This window comes from Symplocastrum torsivum (assembly GCF_059505465.1).
The window spans coordinates 80,633-105,457 of record NZ_JCACKQ010000129.1; the positions used below are offsets into that span (position 1 = coordinate 80,633).

Here is a 24,825-nt window from a genome sequence, read left to right on the forward strand (position 1 = left end):
AACGTTGTGAGCGACAACTCATGGTGCCTAACTTCTAATTAATCGCAATCTCAACTCGGCGGTTGCGTTGTTGATTAGGTGCAGTATGGTCGGTGACAAGGGGATAAGTTGCGCCGTAGCCGACTACTAACCATCGGTATTCACCATCTAAGGCATTGGCAAAATATTGCTCAACGGCTTTAGCTCGGCGAAATGACAATTCTCGATTGTCTTCGGCTTCCCCATTCGAGTCAGTATGGGCACCAATGCGGATGGTACTGGAAGGATATTTTCGTAAATCCGCGACGATTTTGTCTAAAATTAGACCCGCCTCGGAACGTAAAATACTGTTGCTCTCTTCAAATAAAAGGTCGCTGGGCAATGTTACCTTCAATTTGTCAGATTGAACGATAGACACAGAGGATGCCCCAATTTGGTTAGCGCTGACGCTTCCTAACGACGTAGCATTTGTACTGGTAGCAGGTACGTCTTGGATTTGTAAAGCGATCGCTTCTAGTCGTGTGTCGAGAAATTCATTGGAGCGACGGATACCGAGTTGACTTTCCAGAGCCGCAACAGCATTGCTTAATGCTCTAAACTGATTTTGTAATTGTGTCAACTCGGCTTGTGCCTGTTGTCGTTGTACAGGTGTTAACTGTAGTGACGAATTGCTAGAATTTGGCTCAACAGTTGGGCTGGTATCGGGCGCGGTTACTAGTGCCTTATTTTCAAGACGCTCTAGTAGCTTAATGAGTAGAGGTTTCTCTGGACTCGGATTGGGATAGATGTTCGCAAAGAGAATGCCCAAGATTAGGGCTAACCCCCCACCAACACCTAGGAGTAGCAGTCGGAAAATTAGGACGAGTAACCACGGTTGCCGACTGCTCGGTTTGTCAGGGGAAGTCTTAGCTGCTGAATTAGCGGATTGGGTCACCGATTTTCCTGAATTTTATTCAGACCACAGAAGAATAATAAAGAAAATGGAGAATTTGATCATGCCCTATTTAGGGTAAAAAGTCGAAGCCCATCACTAAAATAGGGGAGGATAACATCAAAATTCGTAAACACGAAGTGAAAACTTTCGTAAATGAGTGAGTTGATGGATTCTTAAGTTGTTATACATAAATAACATAAGGAACTGCGGCAGCATTCCTTGGGCGTTGCTCCTCACACAAGACGCGCCGTTTAGCAACCTCACCCCCCATCAATGCTTAAAAGAATAGTCTGTTTAGTAGGATGGTTTCGTGATCAACCATGCCGAATGCTTTTAGCCGCTCTAGTACTTATGGCACATAACCTACCTGCTCAGGCAGACTCTGTGAATGTGCCTATGGTCGTAGACCCATCATCACTAAATCTACCTATGGTCGTAGACCCGTCATCGGTGCCCTCTTCCCCGCCCTCAATTGAAGTACCTGTTGAAGTGCCTGAAGAAATCGCCCCCGACATGCTTGAACTTGGAGTACAGCTTGACCCTCTGGATAGTCCCCATCCCGTACCTTGGAATTGGGTACTCGCTACCCAGGCTGAAGTGGGTACTTCAGAAAATTTTGGACCACGTTACTATCGCAGCCAATCATTAATTTCTCCCGACGGTCAGTATGCTGCCTATAGTCGCATTCAGATGTACGCGCAGCCGGAACTCTACCGCAGCCGCGTGACGAGTGTGATGTTTCTGGAAAATTTAGAGACGGGAGACTTGCGAACTATCACGGCTTCTTCTCCCTTGGCTGATAATCCCTTAGTCAGTAATCAAGAGGCGGATATGCCAGGGACGATCGCAATTTTAATTCCAGTCTCCTGGTCACAAGAAAGCGATCGCATCTTAGCGCGACAGTTTGAAGGCATGTTTAGTACATCGGATGCCTCTGATTACGCCGTAATTTGGGATCGACGGCAAAATCGTACCAGTACCATCGCACCGGAACAAATTCAATACTCTAACGCCGTCTTGTTGGGTTGGAGTCAAACCAATCCCGATCAAGTTCTCTTTCGTGCTGGAGAATTGGGAGATGAACACCCACCTGTATGGGCAGTTGATTTCATGGGTCAAACCGCCCTCGCTTATGAAGACGAACCGATGGTTTATGGTCAAGTCGTAAACCAAGTTTGGGCGGGTCCCCAGGCACGTTGGTAATTATACTATTTCACTTTCTTGTTAGTAGTTGGAAGAAGACGGAGGAAAAAGGAGGAGGAAACATATTATAGTTTCCCCCTCCTTTTTCCTCTATGTGTCTTACTCAAGATAGCGATAGCCTAATAGTCTACCGCGTCTTTTTAAAGGGCGGAGTGTCAAAACGGAATAGGCATAGACAATCGGTAACATGCATAGTACACTCATGCGATGTCTCCCCCCTGACCCTGCAAATTTGCTAGTAGCAATCAAAGCCCTAGCAGGTTGAATGAGTTTAGCCATGTGTATTGGACTGATGTGCGTTCGCCAGTAAACAGATGTTTGCAGACGAACAAGCTTTACGCGATCGCCAGCGCAGCATCACCCAAAGCCAAAGCAAACTGCAACAAGCCTTTAGACGAGTTCGACTTTAGTCAAAAGAGGAATCACCATGACTCAGACAATTCCCTCTTCTAATAGCAGCCCTGAGAAAACAATTAATCACGAGCAGTTTAGTGAGGTTTAGGCTTGTACCCTAATCCGCTTGATTTCTACACCTCTAATAATTGCGCTCCTATAGGCAATCGCTATGTTGCATCAGTGCCTGATACTCAATCTGTAGGCATAGTCCACTATTAACCCTTACAAACCAACAAGCTACACTCAGATGGATAAAACGTATCGCACACCCTTCGTGAGACGCAGGGTAAACCAACGTAAGGGGTTTGACACTGCCAGTATTAATAGACGGTTTGACATTGTGAGGAAAGGGATTGCGTACTTTGATTGGCGCGACCCTTATCATTGGATACTCACGATGAACTGGTTCAAGTTCATTGGGTTGACTGTGGTTTGCTATGTCATCACAAATGCTATATTTGCGCTTTTGTACATGGCAGGAGGAGACTCTATTAAGAACGCTCGTCCTGGTTCTTTCTTGGATGCTTTTGCTTTCAGCGTTCAAACAATGGCAACTATTGGATATGGCGCAATGTATCCACAAACCGCCTATGCGAATGTGCTAGTCGCGCTCGAAGCGTTGGTAGGTTTGATGGGAGTAGCTATGGGTACTGGACTGATGTTTGCCCGCTTCTCGCGTCCCACAGCAAGAGTTCTCTTCAGCCGAGTGGGAGTCATTACTCCGTTTAACGGTACACCTACCCTGATGTTTCGGGTTGCGAACGAACGACGTAACCAGATTCTTGAAGCCCAAATAGGAGTGAGCTTACTACGCGATGAAACCACGGCGGAAGGGGAATATACACGTCGTTTCTATGACCTCAAACTGCTTCGTAGCCAGTCACGCAGTTTTGCACTGACTTGGACAGTGATGCATCCTGTTGATGAGAGTAGCCCCCTCTATGGGGAGACACCAGAGTCAATGGCTCAGGCGCAAGCGGATATTGCCGTTACGCTAACTGGTCTGGATGAAACGGTTTCGCAAACTGTTCATGCTCGTCATTACTACTTAGCAGAGGAAATTCTCTGGGACAAGCGTTTCGTTGATATTATTGCCAGGAAACCGGACGGACGGCGCATGATTGATTACACTCGCTTTCATGATGTTATGGATTTTTGAGAGTAAAGCAAGTCTCGCTGAGTGCAGGGTTGCAGAAGTTTTTACAGCCATTAATGCCGTGGTCAAGCCCCTAACAATATATGCTGTGTAGCCAAACCTACGGCAAAATAAGAGAAAGGTCAACAGGCTTTGTGGCTATGTCTAAGCGCAAAAAGCATAATCTCCAATGGCTCAAGGAAACCCAAGGCTTAAAAGAAGACCACAACTGGAAATCAAAGCCAGGAACTCAGATTTTTGTGGCAGGGCGAGGGGCATTGCGCTTCGATGTCCCCGACGATTGGCATTTTGAACCGGATACAAAGTCGTTCCGGTTTCTAGACAGAAAGCCGCCGAACGATGATTGCCGCTTAGAAGCTTCGTTTAATTTACTACCCCCTGGCAACTGGGCAGATTTTCCGCTGGTTAGGCTGTTAAAGCAGACAGTTCAAGATGATGAGCGGAATGTAGTTGAGCGAGGGAAAATTATTCAATTCAAGCGTCAAACAGCCCGCGTCGTTTGGAGCGAAATCAAATTTATTGACCCTCAGGAAAACCGCGAAGCCTACTCCCGAATCTGCATTGGGTTGGGTTCTGGAGTCCAGTGCCTGATTACTTTTGACTACTGGGCGGACGATACACAGCGTTTGATTCCCGTATGGGACACAGTTATGGAATCGTTAGTTCTAGGGCTTTATATCCGCGATCCTCGAACAGGACTTGCCTTCCCCGACTAGACGTTGGTGGCTCTAAGCTGTCAGGGTGTGATTATGAAGGTTATCACAAACAGATTGTGCAATTGGTTCCTTGATACCGAACCACTCAGGAAGCAAATTACGAAACCCTATTGCCCGGTTAGACCTCACGCCCAATATTCGGGTTGACTTATCTCAATAGCGATCGCAAACAAGTTTGCAAAATCAATTCGGGTCAATAGCATCCAGAAACGAACCTGGCTACGGCTGCGCTGAACGCCTGTTGAACTAGCCATACGCCAGAGCGCGATCGCCAACGGCAACCAGGGATAGGTGAGACGAACGGTGCGCCAGTAGAGCCTGCATGACATCATGATTGTTTCTTTTATCGAGTACTCGGTTCCCGGTTAGACAAAATCTTGCAGCAACACTAGCTCAAAGAGATTTTGTCCAGCGCAAGTTCGAGTTGTGCAAAGGGTTGCACATTCAGTTGTGTCTGCCACACCGCAACGGGTTTTTCCCAAGCTTCTTCCCATTTCTGAGCTATTAACGGTTTGGCAGTTTGTCCCATTTGCCATCCATATGTGATCGCATTTACAAGTGGAGATAGCACCTCAGGTTGCAACAGCGTGGTGGCAATCAGAGCATTGGCGATGAGCATACTGGCAAGCGGTAGCTGAAACTGAGCTAGGTAGAAGGCTTGCAAACCAATTTCGCCAATTTCACTGGTATCAAATCCGGTAATAATGTGCCAAATGTCGTGGGTTTGTAGCCAACGATTTTCAACATAGCTGGTATCCGAGTCAATTTTGACTTGGGCTGCTAACGGTTGAAAACCTGCCTGTTTAATGCTGCTGGCATAGGCATAACCCAACGAGTCCTTGGGATACTGCAACAAAGCTTCCAGATCGTGGGAGGGAGCCATATAGCGTTCTTCAATAATTTCAGCCACTTCTGGCGCTGCCTTCATTGCTTCAACGGCAAGTTGGAAGGCATGGCTGTCAACCAGCGTCGTACTCAACTCTAGAACTGGAGCCAGATTTCCGCTGTCGTCGAACAGCAGCGTCAAGAATGCTTTTGTTCCTCTTAATGTCCGAAAGAAGTCTTTGACGCTCGTCAATATCTGTCCGTTAGAATGCGCTTGCACACCCGGATTTTGTTTGGCTGGTTGAAAAACTTGGGAATTCAGAGACTGCATAGGAGTACCTCCGACAAGTAGAATTGAAGTAATATATGAACATTGTTCACATCTTAAATAATACGAACAACGTTCATATTTTGTCAAAGATGATTTCTGTAAATGACGGCTGACCCTCAACAACCCTCAACCATGCGACGGCAACCAAAGCAGGCACGCAGCCAGGAGCGGGTGCATCACATCCTTGATGTTGCCGAGCAACTATTCATTGAACTGGGCTACAACCAGACCACGACACGGGCGATCGCGTCTCGTGCGGAAGTTCCCGTTGGGTCGCTCTACCAGTTCTTTCCGGACAAAGAAGCGATCGTCAAAGCTTTGGCGAATCGGTACTTTGAGCAGGAGTATCACCTGTTTATGAAACTTGACGCTGAACTGGCAGAGGCTCCAATTGTGGTCTATGTCGATCGCATGATTGATGCATTTGATCAGTTTGCAACCAACCATCCCGGCTATCGTGCTGTACTAGAACAATTAATTGATCTGATGACGGCAGCCGATATCAGTACCCTAGATGAGTACGACCAAAAGATTCTTACAGAACTCGCCCGTTTTCTGGAACAGCGAAACCCATCTTTAGATAAAGCAAAATGTGAATTAATTGCCACAACCGTTGTGAAAGCTGCCAATGAGTTGCTATGGCTCTCTCTGACCCGCGATCAAATCTTCCGGGAACAACTTGTAGCAGAAACGAAAACATTGATTGCAGCGTACCTGCAAACCTACCAGATATAAAAGTTGATTTTTTGGAAAAGCTAGAGAATACAGGTGCTGCGATCGCCGTTTGAACACTGGCAAAGCCACATACTTTGATTCAGCAACACCCTAATTGCGATGCCAACGGGTGACACCACCTGACTGATCAATTAGGGTGATACCTTTGCGGGAGAGTTCATTGCGAATGCGATCGCCTTCTGCAAAATCTCTCCGACTCCGCGCCTCTGCACGCTGCTGAATCATCGCTTCGATGTCCGCATCACTCAAACCATCAGTCGGTTCCTCACTTACTTCTGGTTGTGCCTCCAAACCCAACACATTTGCCAGCGTTACTAGCGTATGCCACTGCTTTTCTAACTCTGATGGTGGTGTTTCCGTCTTCCCCTCATGCACAAGGATATTTCCCTCGCGTTGCAAATCCTTTGCGAGTTCAAACAACACAGGTAAACCCCCCGCGAAGTTGAAGTCATCATTCACCGCTTCATTAAATCGCTCGATTTGGGAATTGGGATTGGGGAATTGGGAATTGGGATTGGGGAATTGGGAATTGGGAATTGGGGTGGATGGTTGCCAACCCAGCTTTTCGCCCCACTCATAACCGAAGAGCAACCCTTCTTTAAGGGTGTGCCAACCGTTGGTTGCGGATGCGATCGCTTCATCAGTAAAATCAATTGGCTTGCGGTAGTGAGCCATCAGTACAAATAGCCGCACTGCCATTGGGTCAACCGGACGATCTAGTAGTTCGCGGATAGTGATAAAGTTGCCCAGAGACTTGGACATCTTCTCTCCTTCCACCTTCACCATGCCATTGTGTAGCCAGTAGCGAGAGAGTGGCTTACCTGTGACAGCTTCCGATTGGGCAATTTCATTCTCGTGGTGAGGAAACTTCAAGTCATCCCCACCCGTATGAATATCAATTGTTTCACCCAAAACATCTCGAACCATCGCAGAGCATTCAATATGCCAACCCGGACGACCTGCACCCCAGCGTGATTCCCAGGAAGGTTCCCCAGGTTTTGCCGCCTTCCATAGGGCAAAATCAAACGGGTCTTTCTTCTTGGATGCTTCTGGATCTTCTACATCCACCCGTCCACTTGCCCCTGCTTGTAAATCGTCCAACTTGCGTCCCGAAAGCTTGCCATACTCTGGAAACTGGCGCACGGCATAGTAGACATCACCCGATGCTGGGTAGGCAAAGCCTTTTTGTTCCAACTCGTAAATTAGCTTTTGTATGCCGTTAATCGTATGCGTCGCACGGGGATAGGCATCTGCTTCTTTGACATTTAGCCGCGCCATATCCTCAAAGTAGGCTTTGATGAAGCGTTCCGAGACATCCTCCATTGAGGTTCCCTCGTTTACAGCTCGCTTGAGAATCTTGTCGTCAATATCGGTGAAGTTCTGTACATAGTGAACCTCTAGCCCGACAAATTGCAGATATCGACGGACTGTATCCCAAACAATGCAAGTTCTGGCATGACCCAAGTGGCAATAGTCATACACCGTAATGCCGCAGCAATACATCCGTACTTTCCCAGCTTCCAACGGTTCAAAGGGTTCTTTGCGGCGGGTCAGTGTATCAAAAAGCGTTAAGGTCATAACACAGTAGGGATTGAAATCACTAAGGAACAGATACGCAATAATGGGGAAGGCAAGGATGTCTAGTAAACATCCGTCATGCCTGTGTGAATAGCACAATAAAGCTATCCTTTTATATTCTGACTTTTCAAGGCAGTTACGCTATGAAATCAGCAGCTCCTTCCGAACAATCTCAGTCAATAGACGCTCCGAAACAAGGTTTACCCGTCACCATCATCACAGGTTTTCTCGGTAGCGGCAAAACCACTCTCCTCAACCACATTTTGACCAATCAGCAGGGACTCAAGACGGCTGTACTGGTGAATGAGTTTGGTGAAATCGGCATCGACAATGAGCTGATTGTAACCACTGGCGAGGACATGGTGGAACTGAACAATGGTTGTGTCTGCTGCACGATTAACAACGATTTGGTTGAAGCCGTATACAAAGTCCTGGAACGCGAAGACAAGGTAGATTATCTAGTGGTAGAAACCACAGGTCTTGCTGACCCCCTGCCAGTTGCGCTCACCTTTTTGGGGACAGAACTGCGAGACATGACTCGCCTAGATTCTATCGTTACAGTGGTAGACTGCGAAAACTTCAGTCTGGATCTATTTAACAGTGAGGCAGCTTATAGCCAGATAGCCTACGGCGATATCATCCTGCTTAATAAGGTAGACCTAGTAGACGAAGGCGATGTAGATGCCTTAGAAATTAGGATTCGCGATATTAAAGCGGGGGCAAGAGTTCTCAGAACGACAAAATCCCAGGTGCCATTGCCGTTGATTCTCAGTGTTGGTCTGTTTGAAACAGACAAATATTTTGAAGAGGTGTCGGAACACAAGCATGAGCATCATGACCATGAACACGTCCATGATGAGCATTGCAACCATGACCATGATCATCACCACCACGACCACGAGCATCATCATCACTCTCACCACTTAGAAAATGATGGTTTTACCTCGCTTTCCTTCGAGAGTGATAAGCCATTTGCAATCAGGCAGTTTCAGTATTTCCTCGACAATCAGCTTCCGGAAAATGTCTTTCGAGCAAAGGGAATTCTCTGGTTTAATGAAAGTCCAAACCGTCACGTCTTTCACTTGAGTGGTAAGCGTTTCACGATTGAGGATGATGAGTGGAAAGGTGAGCCTAAAACGCAGTTAGTGCTAATTGGTCAGAATTTAGATCACGACACGTTGCGATCGCAAATAGAAAGCTGCATCTGTCTTCCTACCCCCAAGCGCGGCAAAGGATTTGGAAAATAGCGTTTAAGGATTGAAGCAAAGATTCCCGACTTCTTAGAGGATACTGCTGGCGAACAGGGGGTATTACCCCCTGTTCAACTAAACTAATTGTAAAGAGCAAACTTTTAGCACAAGCTTTAGTAATGTGCAGAGTATTGTGACCCGCACTTGTGTTAGACTGTACCACCACTACTTGCTTGAGGCATCGCTTCAATAAGTGCCCGAAGCACCTTATTTACTGACTCCGGTCTTGAGAAAACCTGGGCAACATCCTCATCCAAAACAACAACTGTTAACTTTGGCTTTCCACTTCGATTTGCAAAGTGGTTGGGCTTTGCCTTTTTATAATCAAACTGGTACTCTGGCAAAAGCTCATCTTCAGAGTTTGAAGGTCGATCAAAAGGCATTTTGTTCATAATCTTCACGCTCCCTACGAGTGGCAAGACGGGCACGAGGGTTCTCAATTGTCCAATTCTGCAAGAGCCACCTTGACACAAGTCGCCTGTTGCAGCATATTGCAAGGAAAAGGCAACTAGATCGAGTTGCTCTTGCTCTGTCCATGTATCACTCTGTTGATACTTTGAATTTCAGGCAGTTATAGTCGAAAGTGCAGCATAGGTGAATTGATAATGTGGCATGGGTATAGTTGAGTTAATGCAACAATTGCCATATTTTTTCTCAGAACCGCATGGGCAGAGATCTTGCTCTTTAACCCCACGTTCCTTAAAGTAAGCATAATCTCTTTCGGCTTGTTGAATAACGTAATCCCATTCTTGAAAAGGGTCAGTTAAAACCGAAGCTAACCCTCCTACAAGTCTGTAATCATATTGATCAACTGGTTCTCCAGTTTTAGGATCTACTAGAAACAGGACAGCAAACTTATTTGCAGGATTTTCTACGAGTGCAACATGATCACATCTAATATCTCTAGTCACTCGCGCACGCATTTCACCGTTGTATATCTGACCATCATTATGACCACATGGTTTACGCGGGTTAATTTCACTATTACAAACACTGCAATATTCCTTATAAGTCAACCCAGGACTTATGAATAACTTATAAGGAAATAATCCTTGCCACTTTGATACGTGCTTCTCAATAAAGCCATATTTCCCAGATATCCAAAATTCTTCCCAGTAATCTGGCAAATACTTTTGAGGTGGTTTGATAGACCATAGTCCCTTTTCAGCTTTTTCAAGTTCACACCAAGCCTCATAGAATTCACCTTGCTTCAGTAGTGAAAATGCGGCGAGATAACTACTGTGAACCAAAACAGCTTCTTGTAAGCACCAAAGATGAGCAGCCAGTTCTTGTTGTTGACGTTGTAATGCTTTTTCTTTAAAAATTATAAGTAATTCTTTTATTTGATTCTCTTCATACCTATGCTCAGCAACTCTGGAAATGTGATTGACAATTCCCTCAAGTGAAAGGCTATTACTACTCATTAAAGTATTCTTCATGCAGCAATCATTTTTTTCACTTAAAGAGTTTATTCCTTAAGAGTGTCTCTATCTGAAATAATTTGGCTCTCCTCAAGTTTTTTCGTCGTAGAAACATCAGCAAATCCTGCTTGATTTAAAACTTTATCCATCACTTTAGGAAGAAATTTTTCAATCTCGGTTGAAGAACCAGAACATTGAATTTCACGAATGAATCCATTTTCATTGTCAATAACGAGGGTAATGCGAAACTCTGAATCCTTACCCGCTCTAGCCCTATTTGCTCGAATATAGTCAAGAATTAAATCTTTAATAACTGGTGCAATAATTGCTGATATAACGATTGTCCCTATCACAGTTAAAGTAATTGGCTCAGAGTATAAGGCTGATTTTCGGTATTCACCATCATTGACGCAAATATCTGCTTTGATCTCTTTCTTGCTAGAGTCAAGTAAATACTTAAAAAAGCTCTCTGCTCCAGAAGCAAATACTTTTCCAGAGCTAGAGCTGTCGCCCCTGTATAGATCACCCTCTAGAGGGACAAATAGAACATTTGCATCCACTATCTCCTTCTTAACCTGGCTAGATAGCTCTTCGTTGTGTCTCCAGTACTCTAATCCCTGAGTTACATCCTCTTTCACTTCAATAAGAACGTTATTCACGTTTATATCTACGAAAGTTTTACGTCCAGAGCCAACCCGTCTAACTCGTAGGCTCCGCAAGTCATATTCTGAACGCAGATTATCTTCCATTTCAGACTCAACCTTCTTCATAGACTCTTCGTTCCTGACGGGTCACTTCTCTTGCACTAATCAGACGAATTGAACTACCTCTTTCTGTGTACGAAACAATTAATATGCGCTCTTGATTCGATTGACCAACAATTAGGTAACGATCTTCGTCTACAGAATGGTCTGGATCATAGAAGTCGATATACAGGGGATCGTCGAAAACTGTTTTGGCTTCATCGAAGGAAACTTGATGTTTCAATAAGTTCTTTCCAGCTTTGTTTTCGTCCCACTCAAACTTCATAAAACTATCTTAACACTGGCGATCTGAGTGGATCATAGTTGAGATCTGTATCTTGATCTTGTGCTACTCACAATCATGCTTCATCTACAACTCTCACCAGCAACCTGAGCAACCAACACGCTGACTTGTTACATGGTGAAGCGATCGCACTCTCACTCCCACACCTCAGAGCCACCAGTAAAGTAAAATTTTCTTTACACCCCGCATCTGCTCACCTGTTGACCCCATGCTTTGCGACTACCTGGTACAAATCCTGACGGCTCGTGTCTACGATGTCGCCCAAGAAACCCCCCTAGAATACGCCCCAAACCTATCCGCACGACTGAATAACAAACTCCTGCTCAAACGGGAAGATATGCAATCAGTGTTTTCCTTCAAACTGCGGGGTGCTTACAACAAGATGGCGCAACTGCCGCCGGATATGCTGGCACAAGGCGTAATTGCTGCATCTGCCGGAAACCATGCCCAAGGAGTTGCCCTTGCTGCCCGTCAGCTAGGAACGCAAGCGATTATCGTCATGCCAGTTACCACACCCCAGGTTAAGATAGATGCCGTCAAAGCCCGTGGGGGAGAAGTGGTGTTGCATGGGGATACCTATGATGATGCTTATGCCTATGCCCGTCAACTGGAGGCAGAAAAAGGGTTAACCTTCATTCATCCCTTTGACGATCCTCATGTGATTGCCGGACAGGGAACCATCGGGATGGAAATTCTGCGGCAATACCAGCAACCCATCCATGCCATTTTTGTTGCAATTGGCGGTGGGGGATTGATTTCCGGGATTGGGGCGTATGTGAAACGGTTGCGCCCCGAAATCAAGATTATTGGTGTTGAACCTGTCGATGCCGATGCTATGCATCAATCCCTCAAAGCAGGGAAACGGGTGCGCTTATCGAACGTGGGTTTATTTGCCGACGGGGTTGCAGTGCGAGAAGTCGGGGAAGAAACCTTCCGTCTGTGCCAGGAATATGTCGATGAAATCATTTTGGTTGACACCGATGACACCTGTGCCGCGATAAAAGACGTGTTTGAGGATACGCGATCGATTCTAGAACCCGCCGGAGCACTTGCGATCGCAGCCGCCAAAGCCTACGCAGAACGGGAACAAATCCAAGACCAAACCTTAATCGCCGTTGCCTGCGGTGCTAACATGAACTTTGATCGCCTCCGCTTTGTCGCAGAACGAGCAGAGTTAGGCGAACGCCGCGAAGCCATCTTTGCCGTCACGATTCCTGAAGAACCAGGCAGTCTCCGCAAGTTTTGTGACTGTATGGGCAAACGCAACCTTACCGAGTTTAACTACCGCATTGCCGACGAAAAAGAAGCCCATATTTTTGTCGGAGTGCAAATTCAAAACCGTGCCGACGCAGCAAAGATGGCTGAATCTTTTGAAGTCTGTGGGTTCAAAACCCTTGACTTAACTGATGATGAACTGACGAAGTTGCATTTGCGGCACATGGTAGGTGGACGTTCTCCCCTAGCACACAATGAATTGCTCTACCGTTTTGAGTTTCCCGAACGTCCCGGTGCATTAATGAAGTTCGTCCGTTCCATGAGTCCTAACTGGAATATCAGCTTGTTTCACTACCGCAATAATGGGGCAGACTACGGGCGAATTGTTGTCGGGATGCAAGTACCGCCTCACGAAATGGAAGAGTGGCAAGCCTTTCTCGATACGCTTGGCTATCGCTATTGGGACGAAAACCAGAATCCAGCCTACAAACTGTTTTTGGGATAAGGCGATTTCATCACAGGTGGATCTAATTTTTTAGAATAAAGCAAAGATCGCCAGGTTTTAACCTTTTTATGCAAACGCCACAAACCGCCCATACACCTGGAGCCTTAACGCCAAATCTTTATGAGACTGACTTCTATGCCTGGATACAGGAACAAGCAAAACTCCTCAGACATCAGCAATGGAGCAAACTTGATCTACCTAATTTAATTGAGGAGATTGAGTCGCTGGGAAAACAACAACGTGCAGAATTGAGAAATCGCTTAAAGGTTTTAATTGGACATCTTTTAAAATGGGAATATCAACCAGAACGACGAAGCCGTAGCTGGTTGATGACGATTCGCGTTCAGCGTCGCGATACTCAAGAATTGCTGGAAGAAAATCCTAGCCTTAAGCCCTATCTTGAGGAAGCATTGCAAAAGATATATGAGAGTGGTAGAGATTTGGCTGTAGGAGAAACAAACCTGCCGCTAAAAAGCTTCCCAGAGAATTGCTCGTATACTTTGACAGAAATATTTAGGGATGGCTTTTATCCAGGTGAACCTGCGACAGATAATGTGATGGAATAATGGCGAACTTCCGTTCCGTTATGCGGATGGGCATCTATTCCTCTGTAGTAGTGATCACAGAGTCACTTTCATCTATTCTCTACCTCTTCCCTGCAACTCGTGCTGGTTCTAAGATACTACACCATAGAATCATGTAGCGGTTGCAGGTGAATAGTAAGATGGGACGAGGATTAAATGTTTAAACTCTCTAAAGTTATGTACTGCCTTAGGAGGATGTTTGACAATCATCTCTGTTCATATTAGTGACTAGCGACACTCGCCTTCTGCCTTCATTAAGCCTTTAAAAAACTTTTGGTAATATGGGCAGAAGTTAGTCAGCATGAATTGTACTAAGCTGTCTTAACTCAAACAACAAATGTGCTACCTGAGGTAACAGTAGAGGAACTATGGAAACCAACTTGCAACAATCTGAATATACCGATAGTGCTTCCCAAGAGGCTACAACCACAGAAGCTCAACCCTATAAAGAAGCCCAAGAGCTTAAAGTAGACGTAAGTGTTGACCAGCCTGGGGCACTAACAATAAACACTCCTCCCGCTCCATCAACAGATCAGGTTTGGCAGGAATGGGTACAACCTGTTACTGATTTTTTATCAAAACTGCCTGATTATGTTGGTGGATTCTTTTCCAGTTACCAGCAACCCCTGATTACCCTGGCGCTACTATTCTCAGGAGTCATCACGGTTAAAGTCACACTCGCGGTACTGGATGCCATTAATGACATTCCACTCTTATCACCGATGTTTGAGATTGTAGGCATTGGCTACACAGCCTGGTTTGTCTACCGCTACCTCCTCAAAGTTGAAACACGCAAAGAGCTATCATCACAGTTTCAATCTCTCAAAGGAGAAGTAATCGGCTCGGACTCTAAGAGCTAATACTCTTAAAACCCTGAGCGATTTCTCAACGAAGCAAGTGCTTGCTTCAAATGTCTTCATTTATCACTTAATAGGGCGGACTGATACAATCACCACGCAGTCCGCTGCTACCTATTGATGCTTTCAAGGAAAGAAAGTTAATCACATAATCAAATACAGCCGCTAGGTAGATGCAGAACTTATCGGCTTTTTTTGAGAATTAGTCATTACGGTGACTAGAGAGTTAGCCCCTTTTGGGGCTTTTTTCTAAGTCAAAGGAACACTGAAATACCATATATTGAATTCGTAAGATAAAGCTATTGGCAGAAGGAAAAAGGTGAAAGATATGCTGGGAATAGCCTTTTTCCTTTCCGTAAAACCCACTAATTAAATAGGCATTAGTGTATCAAGTTACAGGTGAGAGTTGTCGTTGACTCGCTTCTGGCGTGAGCTTAGCAGCAAAATGCTTTTCAATGAGCGTGGAAACTTCTTTTGGAGCAACTCCGGTGTAACGGGATTTGTCGGGCATGAAGACTACACAAGGGCCTTTCTTACACTCTTTCATGCAGCCAGTACCTTTAATGGCAACTTGATCTTCTAAACCGCGATCGCGTATAGATTCACTTACCGCCTGACAAACTTCCCCAGCGCCTCGCTTACGGCAAGAAGACTTTTGGCAAACCATTACACAGGCTTTGGTTTTAGGTGCAGCGACGGGTGGTTGGAAAACTTTCTCTTGCTTGGTAGGATCGGTTGTTTTTACCTGATAAGCTTTCAGCTTCAGTTCATCAGTTTTGTACTTGCGCTTCTGTTCTCCAGAAATCTCCACCCAATCTCCTGGTTGGAGAACGTCACCTAGGGAACTACGCAGTTCTTTAGAGAGCTTGATATAGCACTCACCCTCTGCTGTCGCTACACGCAGACGTTTTGGCTTTTCTTCAAGATTGCCAACAAAACCGACGAACCGACCCTCAATTTTGAAGCTTGAGACTCCTACTTCTTTGTTTAAGTTACCCACGCTTACCTCCTAAACCTTTCTCTAAAAATAACCCTAAATGATAATCTCTGTCATCTATTAACTTAATATTACTTTAGAAAACTAGTATCTCTAGTCCGGATTGAGCGATAAACTCCTGACTGGTTAACCCTTTGAGGAGAAGGGCAAGACTCTTCAGGTATCGCTCTCCCCTCTTACCTTCACAGCTTATTGAGAGAAACTGTAAGCTAGCTAAACGTTAAAATATACCTTGCAAATAAAAAGTGAAATTGTTCAAGCTAGCAAAAAGCGATCGCCTAATCACTGCGCTGTAAGCAACGGGTTTATTCACGACGGTTTAGATACAACAAAGCGAACCTAATTCCGATCAGGAGGAAAAGGCGATTCAGGTCATCCGCGAACCCTTTGGTATCAACCCCATCATTCCCATAATTCGCACTGACCTTTTTTTTGTATGCTATTGGACGAAGAGGCTGACGAGAGATTAATTATCCTACTAACGCCAGGTGATTAGGGGCAGATATCTAAAACCCTTGGCTACTTAGCTAAAGGTCTTGGAAAACTCGACCCTACTACTTGTAGGACTTTGAATCTGGAAGTCTCAACTTAAAAAACATTTGGTTAGATGAGGAGTTGACAGTATGAACAAGATAAGAACCTGGGGTAAGTCTCCCACTATATTGGCTGTGACATTAAGCCTGATCGGGGGAATCAGTGCGCCTGTTATCGCTGTTCCTAGCAACTTAGCCGCCAATAGTGTTCAAGAAACAGAAGCACTCTCCTTGCAGGCACAGGGTGATGTTCAGCTTGCACAAAACCTTATAGGACAATGCCGCGCGGCTAACCGAACGATAGATATCTTCTCACAAGCTTCAGTTGCGCCTGGAAGTGAAGCGCTTGCAACTCTACAAACAAACGCTCGCGTTACCCTTGCTGATAGTGGCAATGCTGGTTGGATAGGAGTCAGTTCTCCCACAAATGGATATGTAATCGCCAGATACCTGAAAGCTTGCTCTGGGAATCCTCCCGTTGGGTCAAACACTTGCCGTAGAGCAGATGTCACGTTGTCTATTCGTCCCAACCCTAACACGACTCAAGGAAGTCCAATTGGCAGCGTCGCTGCTGGGGGAGTCGTCAAGCTTACGAATCCTGAACAGTCACAAGTAGACAGCACAGGACGTACCTGGGTCAGAATCGTCACGCCCCTAAGTGGCTGGGTTTCCAGTGGCTTCCCTGAAGGAAATCTTGGTTCAAGATTTTCTTGCTCTTAGTGCAGTAGCACTTTCTGTGCCTATCAAGCTTTCTCTTAAATTTGTGCTGACTTTTTTTCGTATGCTATGGGACTATGAGGCTTGGTAGAGATTAATTATCCAAGTATCAATCGTTCATTTATGAGCCTTGGCTACTTGGTTAGAGGTCTTGCACAACCTGACCCTAGTGCTTGTAAGACTTTTAATCTAGAAGTCTCTACTCAAAACGTTTTGGTTAGATGAGGAGTGAACAACATGAAAAAGCTAAGCCACTGGGCTAAGTCTTCCGCTTTATTGGCTTTGGTATTCGGCGTTGTGGGAGGGGTAAATACACCCATCACCGCTGTTCCCAGTACCCTAGCCGCTAATAGTATTCAAGAATCAGAATCACTGTCGTTGCAACCTGAGGGCAACGTTCAACTTGCACAAGGGCTTGTGGGACAATGCCGCGCTGTTAATACGTCAACCTTTATCCGGAGTCAGCCTTCAATCGGCAGCCAAGCCGTTAGAGCGCTAGCGCCGAATGAACAGGTTACACTTGCTGACAATGGCAACAGCCAAGGATGGATAGCTGTCAGCGCCCCGGCTGTAGGATTTGTACAGACATCAGTCCTCAAAGCCTGCACTGGAACGCAACCGTCACCGCAACCAACACCGCAACCAACACCGCAACCAACACCGCAACCAACACCACCACCAACAACGTCAAGCACCTGCCACGTAACTAGGACAGCTTTGAGCGTCCGTCAAAGTCCAAGCCTGTCCTCTTCTTCAAACCCTAGTGGCGGTGTTGCTTCTGGAGCAACAATCAGGCTGGCAAATCCTATACAAAGTCAGACCAACAGTGCAGAAGGAAATCGCGTCTGGGTCAGGATCGTATCGCCTAGAACTGGGTGGATTTCTACTGGATTTGGCGCCTCTCCTACTGGAAATGTTGGGCCGGGATTTGCTTGCCGCTAGTGTTTCAGACTTTCTTCTCACTCGCTGATGCTTTTTAGTTGAGGCTGAACAAGAAAGCAGGGAAGGCAGGGGAAAAAGAGGGGGAAGTCGATTGGGAGCATGTCAAGGAAAGCAAGGGGAGTAAGATTTCATGCGTCCCTCTCCCACGGGGAGAGGGATTTAGGGTGAGAGCTTCCCATCGGTGACATGCTCCCAGTCGATTCCTCGGTAGTGAGTGGGCACCCGTGAGGGTACTCTAGAGCGTTGGGTGTTTATGAGGTTAATTCTGCGATCGCACTTTCAACTGCTTGAGTAGCTTGATCGACTTCCTGAGCCGAGACAATCAGCGGTGGTACAAAGCGAAGCACTTTTGGTCCTGCGGGTACCAGCAGCAAGCCTTTTGCCATTACAGCTTTAACGATATCTGCTGAAGTTAGCTCGATGTCGCTATTTAGTTCCATCCCATTGATTAGACCCCAACCCCGCACTTCGGAAATGATTTGCGGGTACTTCGATGCGATCGCACTTAAGCTTGCCCGTAACTGTTCACCACGTTCCTGCACATTTTGCAGAATGTTCTCCCGTTCCAGCGTCTCACCAACAGTAAGCGCTGCCGCACAAGCAAACGGATTTCCGCCGAAGGTGCTGGCATGGTCACCTGCCTGGAAAACATCACAGAACTTTTTACACATCATCGCGCCAATTGGAATGCCACCAGCGAGTCCCTTAGCACTAGTAAAGATATCCGGCTCAATTCCCAGATTTTCATAACCCCAGTACTTGCCAGTGCGACCCATCCCAACCTGCACTTCATCTAAAATCAGCAGGATATTATTGTCATCACAGATTTTCCGCAGCTGCTGGAAGTACTCTAACTCGCCGGGCCGAACGCCACCTTCTCCCTGCAAGGCTTCCAACATAATTGCTGCTACTCGTTGGTTGCCCTCGTCGAGGTCAGCGATCGCATTTTCCACTGCCCGAAGGTCGTTGTAGGGGACGTAGTGGAACCCAGGCACCAAGGGGTTAAAGTCCTTCTGATACTTCGGCTGTCCTGTTGCTGTAATCGTTGCTAGTGTCCGTCCGTGGAAACTAGCTTTAGCCGTCACTATCACTGGATAGTCAATTTCTAATACCTTGTGAGCATACTTCCGGGCAAGCTTAATTGCTCCTTCGTTTGCCTCTGCCCCAGAGTTGCAGAAAAATACTCGCTCGGCACAAGAATGGTCAATAATCCACTTAGCTAATTTTCCTTGCTCTGGGATGTAGTAGAGATTAGAGACATGATGCAGTTTTTTGATTTGCTGCGTCACTGTTTCGACCAAAGCAGGGTGGGCGTGCCCTAAAGTACAAGTGGCAATACCTGCCACAAAGTCGAGATATTCACGTCCCTCGGTATCCCAGACACGGCAGCCTTCTCCCCGTTCTAAAGCGATCGGAAAGCGCCCGTAGGTCGTCATCACACTAGCGTCAAAGTCTGCGAAATCATAGGGAGCAGACGCACCTGATGTTGACTCGGCTGGGATGGAGGGATCTTGAACGAGAGTTTCTAGACTCACTAACTTAATCCTTAATTGCAGTATTGGACGATGATTTTTTTGAGAACGGATTCGATGAGTTTGGCTCAAGCTTCGCTCTACTTAACAGCAGAGCCGATAATGCAATGCTTGTCTGTCTGTCCTACTACTTAACATTCATTAACAGCCTGAGTCATATGTCTTTTATCTTATCTAGGGAAAAGGCAGCCCTAGACCTCTTTGCGAAATTGTTTTTCCAGCAAATCTTGACAATATGAAGCTCTAGTCTCAAAAAAGCGTTAAAGATGTCCACAGTACTCCTCTCTTGAGTAGTTACCGCTACAGGCTGAAATCACAAGTATTTGATCATTGTGTATGCTTGAAACTTCTCAGGAGCCACCATGATACACAGTGAGAACAAGCGGTGCTGTCAACACTTGAGCAGAAATATCGACGCTTGCGAAAAGAGCTAATTGCTGGAGCGATCGCGCTTTTTGTGGTCGCTCTGATTGGTACCTTGTGGTACAGGTTGGTTGAGGGATGGTCATGGTCAGACGCGGCATATATGACGGTGATTACGCTTGCAACCGTTGGCTATGGAGAAACGAACCCTCTAGGCGATCGCGGACGCATTTTTACAATCTCCCTGATTTTGATGGGTGTTGTCAGCATCGGCTATATCGTCAATCGGTTTACAGAAGCGGTCATTCAGGGCTACTTTCAAGAAGGAATGCGACTGAGGCAACGCAAACGCTTGGTAGACACTTTAACGGAACACTACATTCTTTGCGGCTTTGGGCGTACAGGGCGGCAGATTGCCTTGGAATTTAAAGCTGAAGGGATCTTGTTTATAGCGATCGACTCCGAAGTCGATCAAATTGAGGAAGCTCTGCAAATGGGGTATATGGCAGTACAAGGGGATGCCACTTTGGATGACACCCTCCTGAAAGTCGGAATTGAGCGATCGATTTGTCTCGTCGCCGCACTTCCCTCGGATGCCGAAAATCTCTACACCGTGCTTTCAGCGAAAACTCTCAATCCCAAAATCCGGGCAATTGCCCGTGCCAGTAACGAAGAAGCTGTAAAAAAGCTGCAACGGGCAGGCGCCGATGCCGTTGTCTCACCCTATATCACTGGTGGTAGGCGCATGGCAGCAGCAGCGCTTAGACCTCAAGTGATGGACTTTGTGGATGGGATTCTCACAGGAACTGATCGAGCGTTTTATTTAGAAGAAGTTCTTATTGAACCCCAAGCTTGCCCGATAGTGGGACAAACCCTAAGAGAGGCACGATTGCGATCGCAAACTGGGGCACTGGTACTCGCGATTCGTCGTGCTGAGGGTACCCTTATTGCAGGACCAACAGGTGACACCCCACTTCTGCCAGGAGATTTATTAATCTGCATGGGTACAGCAGAGCAGATACGTGAACTGAACCGCATCCTTAGTCCCCTATACTCCAAGCATCCCCGTACTCCTAAAGGGATTATTTAGCTTGCGTCGAACAATGAATAAATATAGCAGTTAGCCCTCAGCTATCAGCCATCAGCTTCTTATTTTCCTAACTAGGAGCGCCTGGTTCATGGTTCATAGCAAACTTTTCACTTTCTTCACAATATCTAGATTTTTACCCATAGATTATAAATTCTTTGTAAAGAATTCATTTATTTGACTCCCTATCAAAATAAAACTACTACAAATAATTCAAACTTATTACTCGAAGCCTATTTCCTCACAAGAGATGTTGAGGAGATTCGCACTCGTGAAAATTTGTTGAAGACCTAGTATTAACGGTTAGCCGAGTCTGGAAATATGGAAAGTCTCAAAGGTTTGTGGATACTTGTTGTTGAAAACAACCGAGCTTGTGCGGAGTTATTCAAATTTATATTTGAAGATGTCGGAGCTAGGGTAATAACAGCCGCTTCGGCTGGAGAAGCACTAGCCATACAAGACCGTTATAAGCCCAATGTGCTGGTGAGCAATCTTAACCTACCTGACCTAGATGGCTACGAGCTTGTCAAGCGGGTGCGGGCGTATGAGGCACAACGAGGTCGCCATTTAGTTGCCGTAGCAGTAACCCATTCTAAGAGGGGACTGAAGCTGGCTCGGATACTAGGTGCTGGCTTCCAGCTACACATCTCCAAGCCGATTAATCCCGATGAGTTAATAGCTGAGGTAGCAAGTCGGGTAGAACTTAAAGAGGCTCGTTAGCTCATTAGAACTTTGGTAAGAATCTGAGATTTTTTGTCCGCTAATCACCGACTCAGCACACCTTTTACTAAATGAAAGGGAAGAGAACTAATCCAAGAAGGCAGAAGGCAGGAGGCAGGAGGCAGAAGCCAGAAGCCAGAAGCAATATTGCTCGTACAGTAAGCCTTTTAGCTAATGTCCAACTGGATATTTATTTCCGCCGCGCTGCACTAGAGAGCGCCCTTAACATCAGATTTACCTTGATCGGTTAAACAAGAATAGTAGCTAAGTGACCTTTTAAACCAGTCACTTTCTTGAGTCTATTACAAATCAGCTTTCAGCTCTTTCCAGCAATGCTGCAACCCAACTTTTCTTAGTACAGGCTTTATTACCTTTGGCGGTGCCGAGGTTAGTAAGGTACTGGGGTAAACGGCTGTACCCCAACTGGGATGTTTTAGAACACGGCAGCGATTGCGAATTACTGGTAAGCCTAAGAGTGCTTTGACAGCCGCTGTGTCATCATGGCGAATTTCTCCTGGGGGTGAGAGCAAGGGATAGCCAGTCCGAGGATCGATCAAATTACTCAAAAAGCCGCGATCGCGCAAATTGAATACCACATCAAAACCGAAGCGCATAAACTGTTCTCGCAACCGCTCTTTCTCTTGCTCCACTTGAGGAGTCGTTGTCAGCAGTTCATATCGAGCTTGCTGCAAAACAATCACTACCCACAATACTGGTAAATTCCAACCCGGTAAGACACGCTCTAAGTTTTCAGTGATAAAGAGACTGGGACGATGAGTAGAGATTTCAACTGCCTGCCCTGTGTCTGTAACTAGATGAAGGGGGTTGCAGTAAGCGGTGGGTAATTGCAAGGTTTGAGGTTGCGAAGGCTGAATAGTAAACATTATCAAAGGTGAGTATAGGAGAGCTAAAAGCGATCGCTAATCCTCAATTGATTTTAGGGGAAGGGGTAAAGGTGAAATGATTCTTATCCTTCCCCTTTACCTTTTCCCAATGAATTCATGTTGCCAATCAATCTTGCAATAGCTTCCTAGGTAGAGCGATCGCAACCAAAGAAAGCCATTTGCCTATGAACCTGTTTAACCTATAACCCTCGCCATTGTCTATACTCTCCACCACCTTGCCCCAAAGCTTAGACCGAAACGGCTGGAGTTCTAGACCCTGATTCTACTGTCAGCCCTCCTAATCTTGTAGTGGATCAGCCAAGATAATAGAGGTGAAACTCTAGGTTTCGGAATATATTCAAAAAGACCATGCTCCTCGCTAACATCACTCAAGTAAATAATTACCTTCAATATTCGGCGATCTTCCAAATCTTGATGCCAAAATTCTGTCGTTACAGGACTTTTATTCGCAAAGTCTCGCCGGAAATGTATTCCCTGAAAAGCAATAGGCAGACCCATATAATTTTCGACAATGAAAATTGTGTAAAATGATCGCCTAAAGACAGCGGAGTGTATAGCGCCATACAACATTATTTCTTTCAAACTAAAGGTATCTGAAATGTAGCTAAAAACCCATATTTAGCTTGAAAATTAGTAAAGAAATCGCCACTCTAGCAATGAAGTTAAAGTCTTGGCAGATGCTCTTGGTAAATATAAACAAGACTGGTATACAGCATTGCAAGATTTTAGTCATCCTTTAGATAGAGCAAAATCAGAAGATGAGCGGATAATTTACCTTAATGTCGCTAATGTAGAACTCTCCCGTCGCCTTTCTTGATACGTCTACTGTTAGTTTTTGTCCACTTATCTATGGCAACACCATGATCTATGAAGTTGTCCAACAAGCTCTCTCGAATGGTTACTTGACGGTTGAAGAGGAAGAGAAATTGCGGCAGCTTCTTCAAGCTAAGTACGGTATTGATGACTTAAACGCTTTTTTTAACTTGCAGCAAGCCGTCATAGAAGGTCGTGTTAAGCAACAGTCCCGTGAGTTAAGAATGGCGAAGCTTTAAGGGTTGAGGAGTAACCTCTTCCTGATAATCGCTTGTGAGGAGGCTCTAATTTATGGTTGTGTCTAGACTCTATCAGACCCAACCACAAATTGCTTCTCGATACAGAACCACTCACTTAATTAAGTCTGAAGCGTCTCGGAGCGTTGCGCCTGTATAACCCGTAGTTAGCCATAAAATCGCTCTTGCGCCATCTCGTAGCGATTTTTCAATGGGTTCAGGTTCACGTTCTGAGGGAATCGCCACCGGTTTGAGTACAATTCCTCGACTACCGAAGACAATTTCACCAATAACGCGAGCACGGAGCATGTGGTCGTCAGAGGTAATTAAATAGACGCTATCAATCCCCTCGGCTTGCAATGTATCAACTAATTCGGTGAAGTTAGTTACCGTATCTACAGCCTGATAGTCTAAGTGGACACGATGTTTATCAATTCCTGCCTTGGCAAACACTCGCTTGGCATATCCTTCCGGGCTACCAGAAGATACCCAGATGGGTAGATTTGGGTGCGTCCGGGCAAATTTAGCAGCATACAACTCACGCTCCTCTGCTCCTCCTAAGACGAAGATTGCATCGGGTCTGACAAAATAGCTTTCAATTTGCTTGTAACCACACATGAGCGACATCGCTACTACAGGCAGCAGCCAGGGCAGTAATCTAACTTTAGAGCGTGGATTTTTAGCAAACACGTATCGCCGCTGACGGCAAGAAATCCTCAAGAGCATGAATCAACAGATAAGTCAAGGTTGGAGTGATGCCATTTCTATACTTATAAGCTAGACATGAGCTTTGCTTCATCTATCCGTTTCTCTATCTTGCCAGCGATGTTTAGCAGCAAAAAAGAGAAATGGATTGAGTAAGGACGCTATGGCTAGCGCTGAAAAAGCGATCGCATTTACTAGAGTGAAGATACCAGTCTAAGGGTACTGCCAGTTGCCACCAAATGAATGCAGGAGATGTCAAATTTCTGTACTCAACACTTTCCTCTTTAACCCCCTGGCAGTCCGTATAAATTTGTAGAAACTTGAAACTCACCCTTCGGGACTTGATAAAAAGCCTTGAAGAGTGAGTTATTCAGGATAATCCTGATTAAATTAGTGAAAGAACGGGACTGGCCGGATTTGAACCGGCGACCTAGCGCTTCAGATTTGTGTGAGTTTCCCCACTCTCTGGACTATACCTTCACCATAGACTTGTCGCCTTTAGGTGGTGGCCGTCTAGTCTCTCAACCTTCCTGATTCAGACGT

25 protein-coding genes are annotated in these 24,825 nt (G+C 45.8%); 13 read left to right on the forward strand and 12 right to left on the reverse strand.

Annotated elements, in window-relative coordinates; all coding sequences use genetic code 11:
• Window positions 1-34: 34 nt before the first annotated feature.
• Window positions 35-913 (reverse strand): OmpA family protein, encoded by an 879-nt coding sequence (locus tag AC5JL3_RS32580; RefSeq protein ID WP_496078408.1) that lies wholly within the window; start codon window positions 911-913, stop codon window positions 35-37.
• Window positions 914-1,264: 351 nt separating this feature from the next.
• Between AC5JL3_RS32580 and AC5JL3_RS32585 the strand changes: the two genes are divergently transcribed.
• From AC5JL3_RS32585 to AC5JL3_RS32595, 3 genes are all read left to right on the forward strand, one after another.
• The gene (locus AC5JL3_RS32585; protein WP_496078409.1) at window positions 1,265-2,116 is read left to right on the forward strand and encodes a hypothetical protein; all 852 of its coding nucleotides are present in this window, start codon (window positions 1,265-1,267) and stop codon (window positions 2,114-2,116) included.
• A 643-nt stretch (window positions 2,117-2,759) separates the two neighbouring features.
• Complete coding sequence (locus tag AC5JL3_RS32590; protein WP_496078410.1) at window positions 2,760-3,671, forward strand: ion channel; 912 nt, start codon at window positions 2,760-2,762, stop codon at window positions 3,669-3,671.
• A gap of 137 nt (window positions 3,672-3,808) precedes the next feature.
• Window positions 3,809-4,384 carry an Alr1449 family protein gene (locus AC5JL3_RS32595; RefSeq protein ID WP_496078411.1) on the forward strand — a complete coding sequence of 192 codons (576 nt, stop codon included), beginning with the start codon at window positions 3,809-3,811 and terminating at the stop codon, window positions 4,382-4,384.
• Window positions 4,385-4,509: 125 nt separating this feature from the next.
• Here the strand turns inward: AC5JL3_RS32595 and AC5JL3_RS32600 are convergent, their stop codons facing one another.
• Both AC5JL3_RS32600 and AC5JL3_RS32605 read right to left on the reverse strand, forming a co-directional pair.
• Window positions 4,510-4,716, reverse strand: coding sequence for a hypothetical protein (locus AC5JL3_RS32600; RefSeq protein ID WP_496078412.1), 207 nt, complete (start codon window positions 4,714-4,716; stop codon window positions 4,510-4,512).
• 56 nt (window positions 4,717-4,772) lie between these two features.
• Complete coding sequence (locus tag AC5JL3_RS32605) at window positions 4,773-5,540, reverse strand: Coq4 family protein (protein ID WP_496078413.1); 768 nt, start codon at window positions 5,538-5,540, stop codon at window positions 4,773-4,775.
• A gap of 102 nt (window positions 5,541-5,642) precedes the next feature.
• On the opposite strand from AC5JL3_RS32605, the gene AC5JL3_RS32610 reads away from it, so the two are divergent.
• Window positions 5,643-6,275: a TetR/AcrR family transcriptional regulator gene (locus AC5JL3_RS32610; RefSeq protein ID WP_496078414.1), complete on the forward strand. Its 633-nt coding sequence runs from the start codon at window positions 5,643-5,645 to the stop codon at window positions 6,273-6,275.
• 90 nt (window positions 6,276-6,365) lie between these two features.
• Here AC5JL3_RS32610 and cysS read toward each other — a convergent pair whose 3' ends face one another.
• Window positions 6,366-7,853: a cysteine--tRNA ligase gene (gene cysS, locus AC5JL3_RS32615; RefSeq protein ID WP_496078415.1), complete on the reverse strand. Its 1,488-nt coding sequence runs from the start codon at window positions 7,851-7,853 to the stop codon at window positions 6,366-6,368.
• Between the two features lie 143 nt (window positions 7,854-7,996).
• Here cysS and AC5JL3_RS32620 point away from each other — a divergent pair, with 143 nt between their 5' ends.
• Window positions 7,997-9,100: a CobW family GTP-binding protein gene (locus AC5JL3_RS32620; protein ID WP_496078416.1), complete on the forward strand. Its 1,104-nt coding sequence runs from the start codon at window positions 7,997-7,999 to the stop codon at window positions 9,098-9,100.
• Window positions 9,101-9,252: 152 nt separating this feature from the next.
• Here AC5JL3_RS32620 and AC5JL3_RS32625 read toward each other — a convergent pair whose 3' ends face one another.
• The 4 genes from AC5JL3_RS32625 to AC5JL3_RS32640 all read right to left on the reverse strand — a co-directional run bounded on the left by AC5JL3_RS32625 (window position 9,253) and on the right by AC5JL3_RS32640 (window position 11,553).
• A complete protein-coding gene (locus tag AC5JL3_RS32625) occupies window positions 9,253-9,495 on the reverse strand; it encodes a hypothetical protein (protein ID WP_496078417.1) in 243 nt (80 codons plus the stop codon).
• A gap of 171 nt (window positions 9,496-9,666) precedes the next feature.
• Window positions 9,667-10,542 (reverse strand): SEC-C domain-containing protein, encoded by an 876-nt coding sequence (locus AC5JL3_RS32630; protein ID WP_496078418.1) that lies wholly within the window; start codon window positions 10,540-10,542, stop codon window positions 9,667-9,669.
• 29 nt (window positions 10,543-10,571) lie between these two features.
• The gene (locus tag AC5JL3_RS32635; RefSeq protein ID WP_496078419.1) at window positions 10,572-11,294 is read right to left on the reverse strand and encodes a hypothetical protein; all 723 of its coding nucleotides are present in this window, start codon (window positions 11,292-11,294) and stop codon (window positions 10,572-10,574) included.
• Window positions 11,281-11,553 carry a BrnT family toxin gene (locus AC5JL3_RS32640; protein ID WP_496078420.1) on the reverse strand — a complete coding sequence of 91 codons (273 nt, stop codon included), beginning with the start codon at window positions 11,551-11,553 and terminating at the stop codon, window positions 11,281-11,283. Before AC5JL3_RS32640 ends, AC5JL3_RS32635 begins: the two co-directional genes overlap by 14 nt.
• 205 nt (window positions 11,554-11,758) lie before the next feature.
• On the opposite strand from AC5JL3_RS32640, the gene ilvA reads away from it, so the two are divergent.
• The 3 genes from ilvA (at window position 11,759) to AC5JL3_RS32655 (ending at window position 14,735) form a co-directional block, all read left to right on the forward strand.
• Window positions 11,759-13,291, forward strand: a complete 1,533-nt coding sequence (gene ilvA, locus AC5JL3_RS32645) for a threonine ammonia-lyase, biosynthetic (RefSeq protein WP_496078480.1) — start codon at window positions 11,759-11,761, stop codon at window positions 13,289-13,291.
• Window positions 13,292-13,359: 68 nt separating this feature from the next.
• Window positions 13,360-13,857: a DUF29 domain-containing protein gene (locus tag AC5JL3_RS32650; RefSeq protein WP_496078421.1), complete on the forward strand. Its 498-nt coding sequence runs from the start codon at window positions 13,360-13,362 to the stop codon at window positions 13,855-13,857.
• Window positions 13,858-14,243: 386 nt separating this feature from the next.
• A complete protein-coding gene (locus AC5JL3_RS32655; RefSeq protein ID WP_192217752.1) occupies window positions 14,244-14,735 on the forward strand; it encodes a CAAD domain-containing protein in 492 nt (163 codons plus the stop codon).
• A 385-nt stretch (window positions 14,736-15,120) separates the two neighbouring features.
• Here the strand turns inward: AC5JL3_RS32655 and AC5JL3_RS32660 are convergent, their stop codons facing one another.
• Complete coding sequence (locus tag AC5JL3_RS32660; protein ID WP_496078422.1) at window positions 15,121-15,732, reverse strand: (2Fe-2S) ferredoxin domain-containing protein; 612 nt, start codon at window positions 15,730-15,732, stop codon at window positions 15,121-15,123.
• A 620-nt stretch (window positions 15,733-16,352) separates the two neighbouring features.
• Here AC5JL3_RS32660 and AC5JL3_RS32665 point away from each other — a divergent pair.
• Both AC5JL3_RS32665 and AC5JL3_RS32670 read left to right on the forward strand, forming a co-directional pair.
• The gene (locus tag AC5JL3_RS32665) at window positions 16,353-16,982 is read left to right on the forward strand and encodes an SH3 domain-containing protein (protein ID WP_496078423.1); all 630 of its coding nucleotides are present in this window, start codon (window positions 16,353-16,355) and stop codon (window positions 16,980-16,982) included.
• Window positions 16,983-17,216: 234 nt separating this feature from the next.
• Entirely contained in the window at window positions 17,217-17,921 is a 705-nt protein-coding gene (locus AC5JL3_RS32670; RefSeq protein ID WP_496078424.1) for a hypothetical protein, read from the forward strand.
• A gap of 251 nt (window positions 17,922-18,172) precedes the next feature.
• Here the strand turns inward: AC5JL3_RS32670 and AC5JL3_RS32675 are convergent, their stop codons facing one another.
• On the reverse strand, window positions 18,173-19,456 hold the full coding sequence (locus AC5JL3_RS32675) for an aspartate aminotransferase family protein (protein WP_496078425.1): 1,284 nt from the start codon (window positions 19,454-19,456) through the stop codon (window positions 18,173-18,175).
• Window positions 19,457-19,838: 382 nt separating this feature from the next.
• Here AC5JL3_RS32675 and AC5JL3_RS32680 point away from each other — a divergent pair, with 382 nt between their 5' ends.
• Window positions 19,839-20,906 (forward strand): potassium channel family protein, encoded by a 1,068-nt coding sequence (locus tag AC5JL3_RS32680; RefSeq protein ID WP_496078426.1) that lies wholly within the window; start codon window positions 19,839-19,841, stop codon window positions 20,904-20,906.
• Window positions 20,907-21,224: 318 nt separating this feature from the next.
• A complete protein-coding gene (locus AC5JL3_RS32685; protein ID WP_496078427.1) occupies window positions 21,225-21,623 on the forward strand; it encodes a response regulator in 399 nt (132 codons plus the stop codon).
• A gap of 302 nt (window positions 21,624-21,925) precedes the next feature.
• On the opposite strand, the gene AC5JL3_RS32690 is transcribed toward AC5JL3_RS32685, so the two are convergent.
• Entirely contained in the window at window positions 21,926-22,507 is a 582-nt protein-coding gene (locus AC5JL3_RS32690) for a methylmalonic aciduria and homocystinuria type D protein (RefSeq protein WP_192217745.1), read from the reverse strand.
• Between the two features lie 881 nt (window positions 22,508-23,388).
• Here AC5JL3_RS32690 and AC5JL3_RS32695 point away from each other — a divergent pair.
• Window positions 23,389-23,580 (forward strand): DUF1707 domain-containing protein, encoded by a 192-nt coding sequence (locus AC5JL3_RS32695; protein WP_496078428.1) that lies wholly within the window; start codon window positions 23,389-23,391, stop codon window positions 23,578-23,580.
• Window positions 23,581-23,691: 111 nt separating this feature from the next.
• Here the strand turns inward: AC5JL3_RS32695 and AC5JL3_RS32700 are convergent, their stop codons facing one another.
• Window positions 23,692-24,303 carry a YdcF family protein gene (locus tag AC5JL3_RS32700; RefSeq protein WP_192217740.1) on the reverse strand — a complete coding sequence of 204 codons (612 nt, stop codon included), beginning with the start codon at window positions 24,301-24,303 and terminating at the stop codon, window positions 23,692-23,694.
• Window positions 24,304-24,825: the final 522 nt, after the last annotated feature.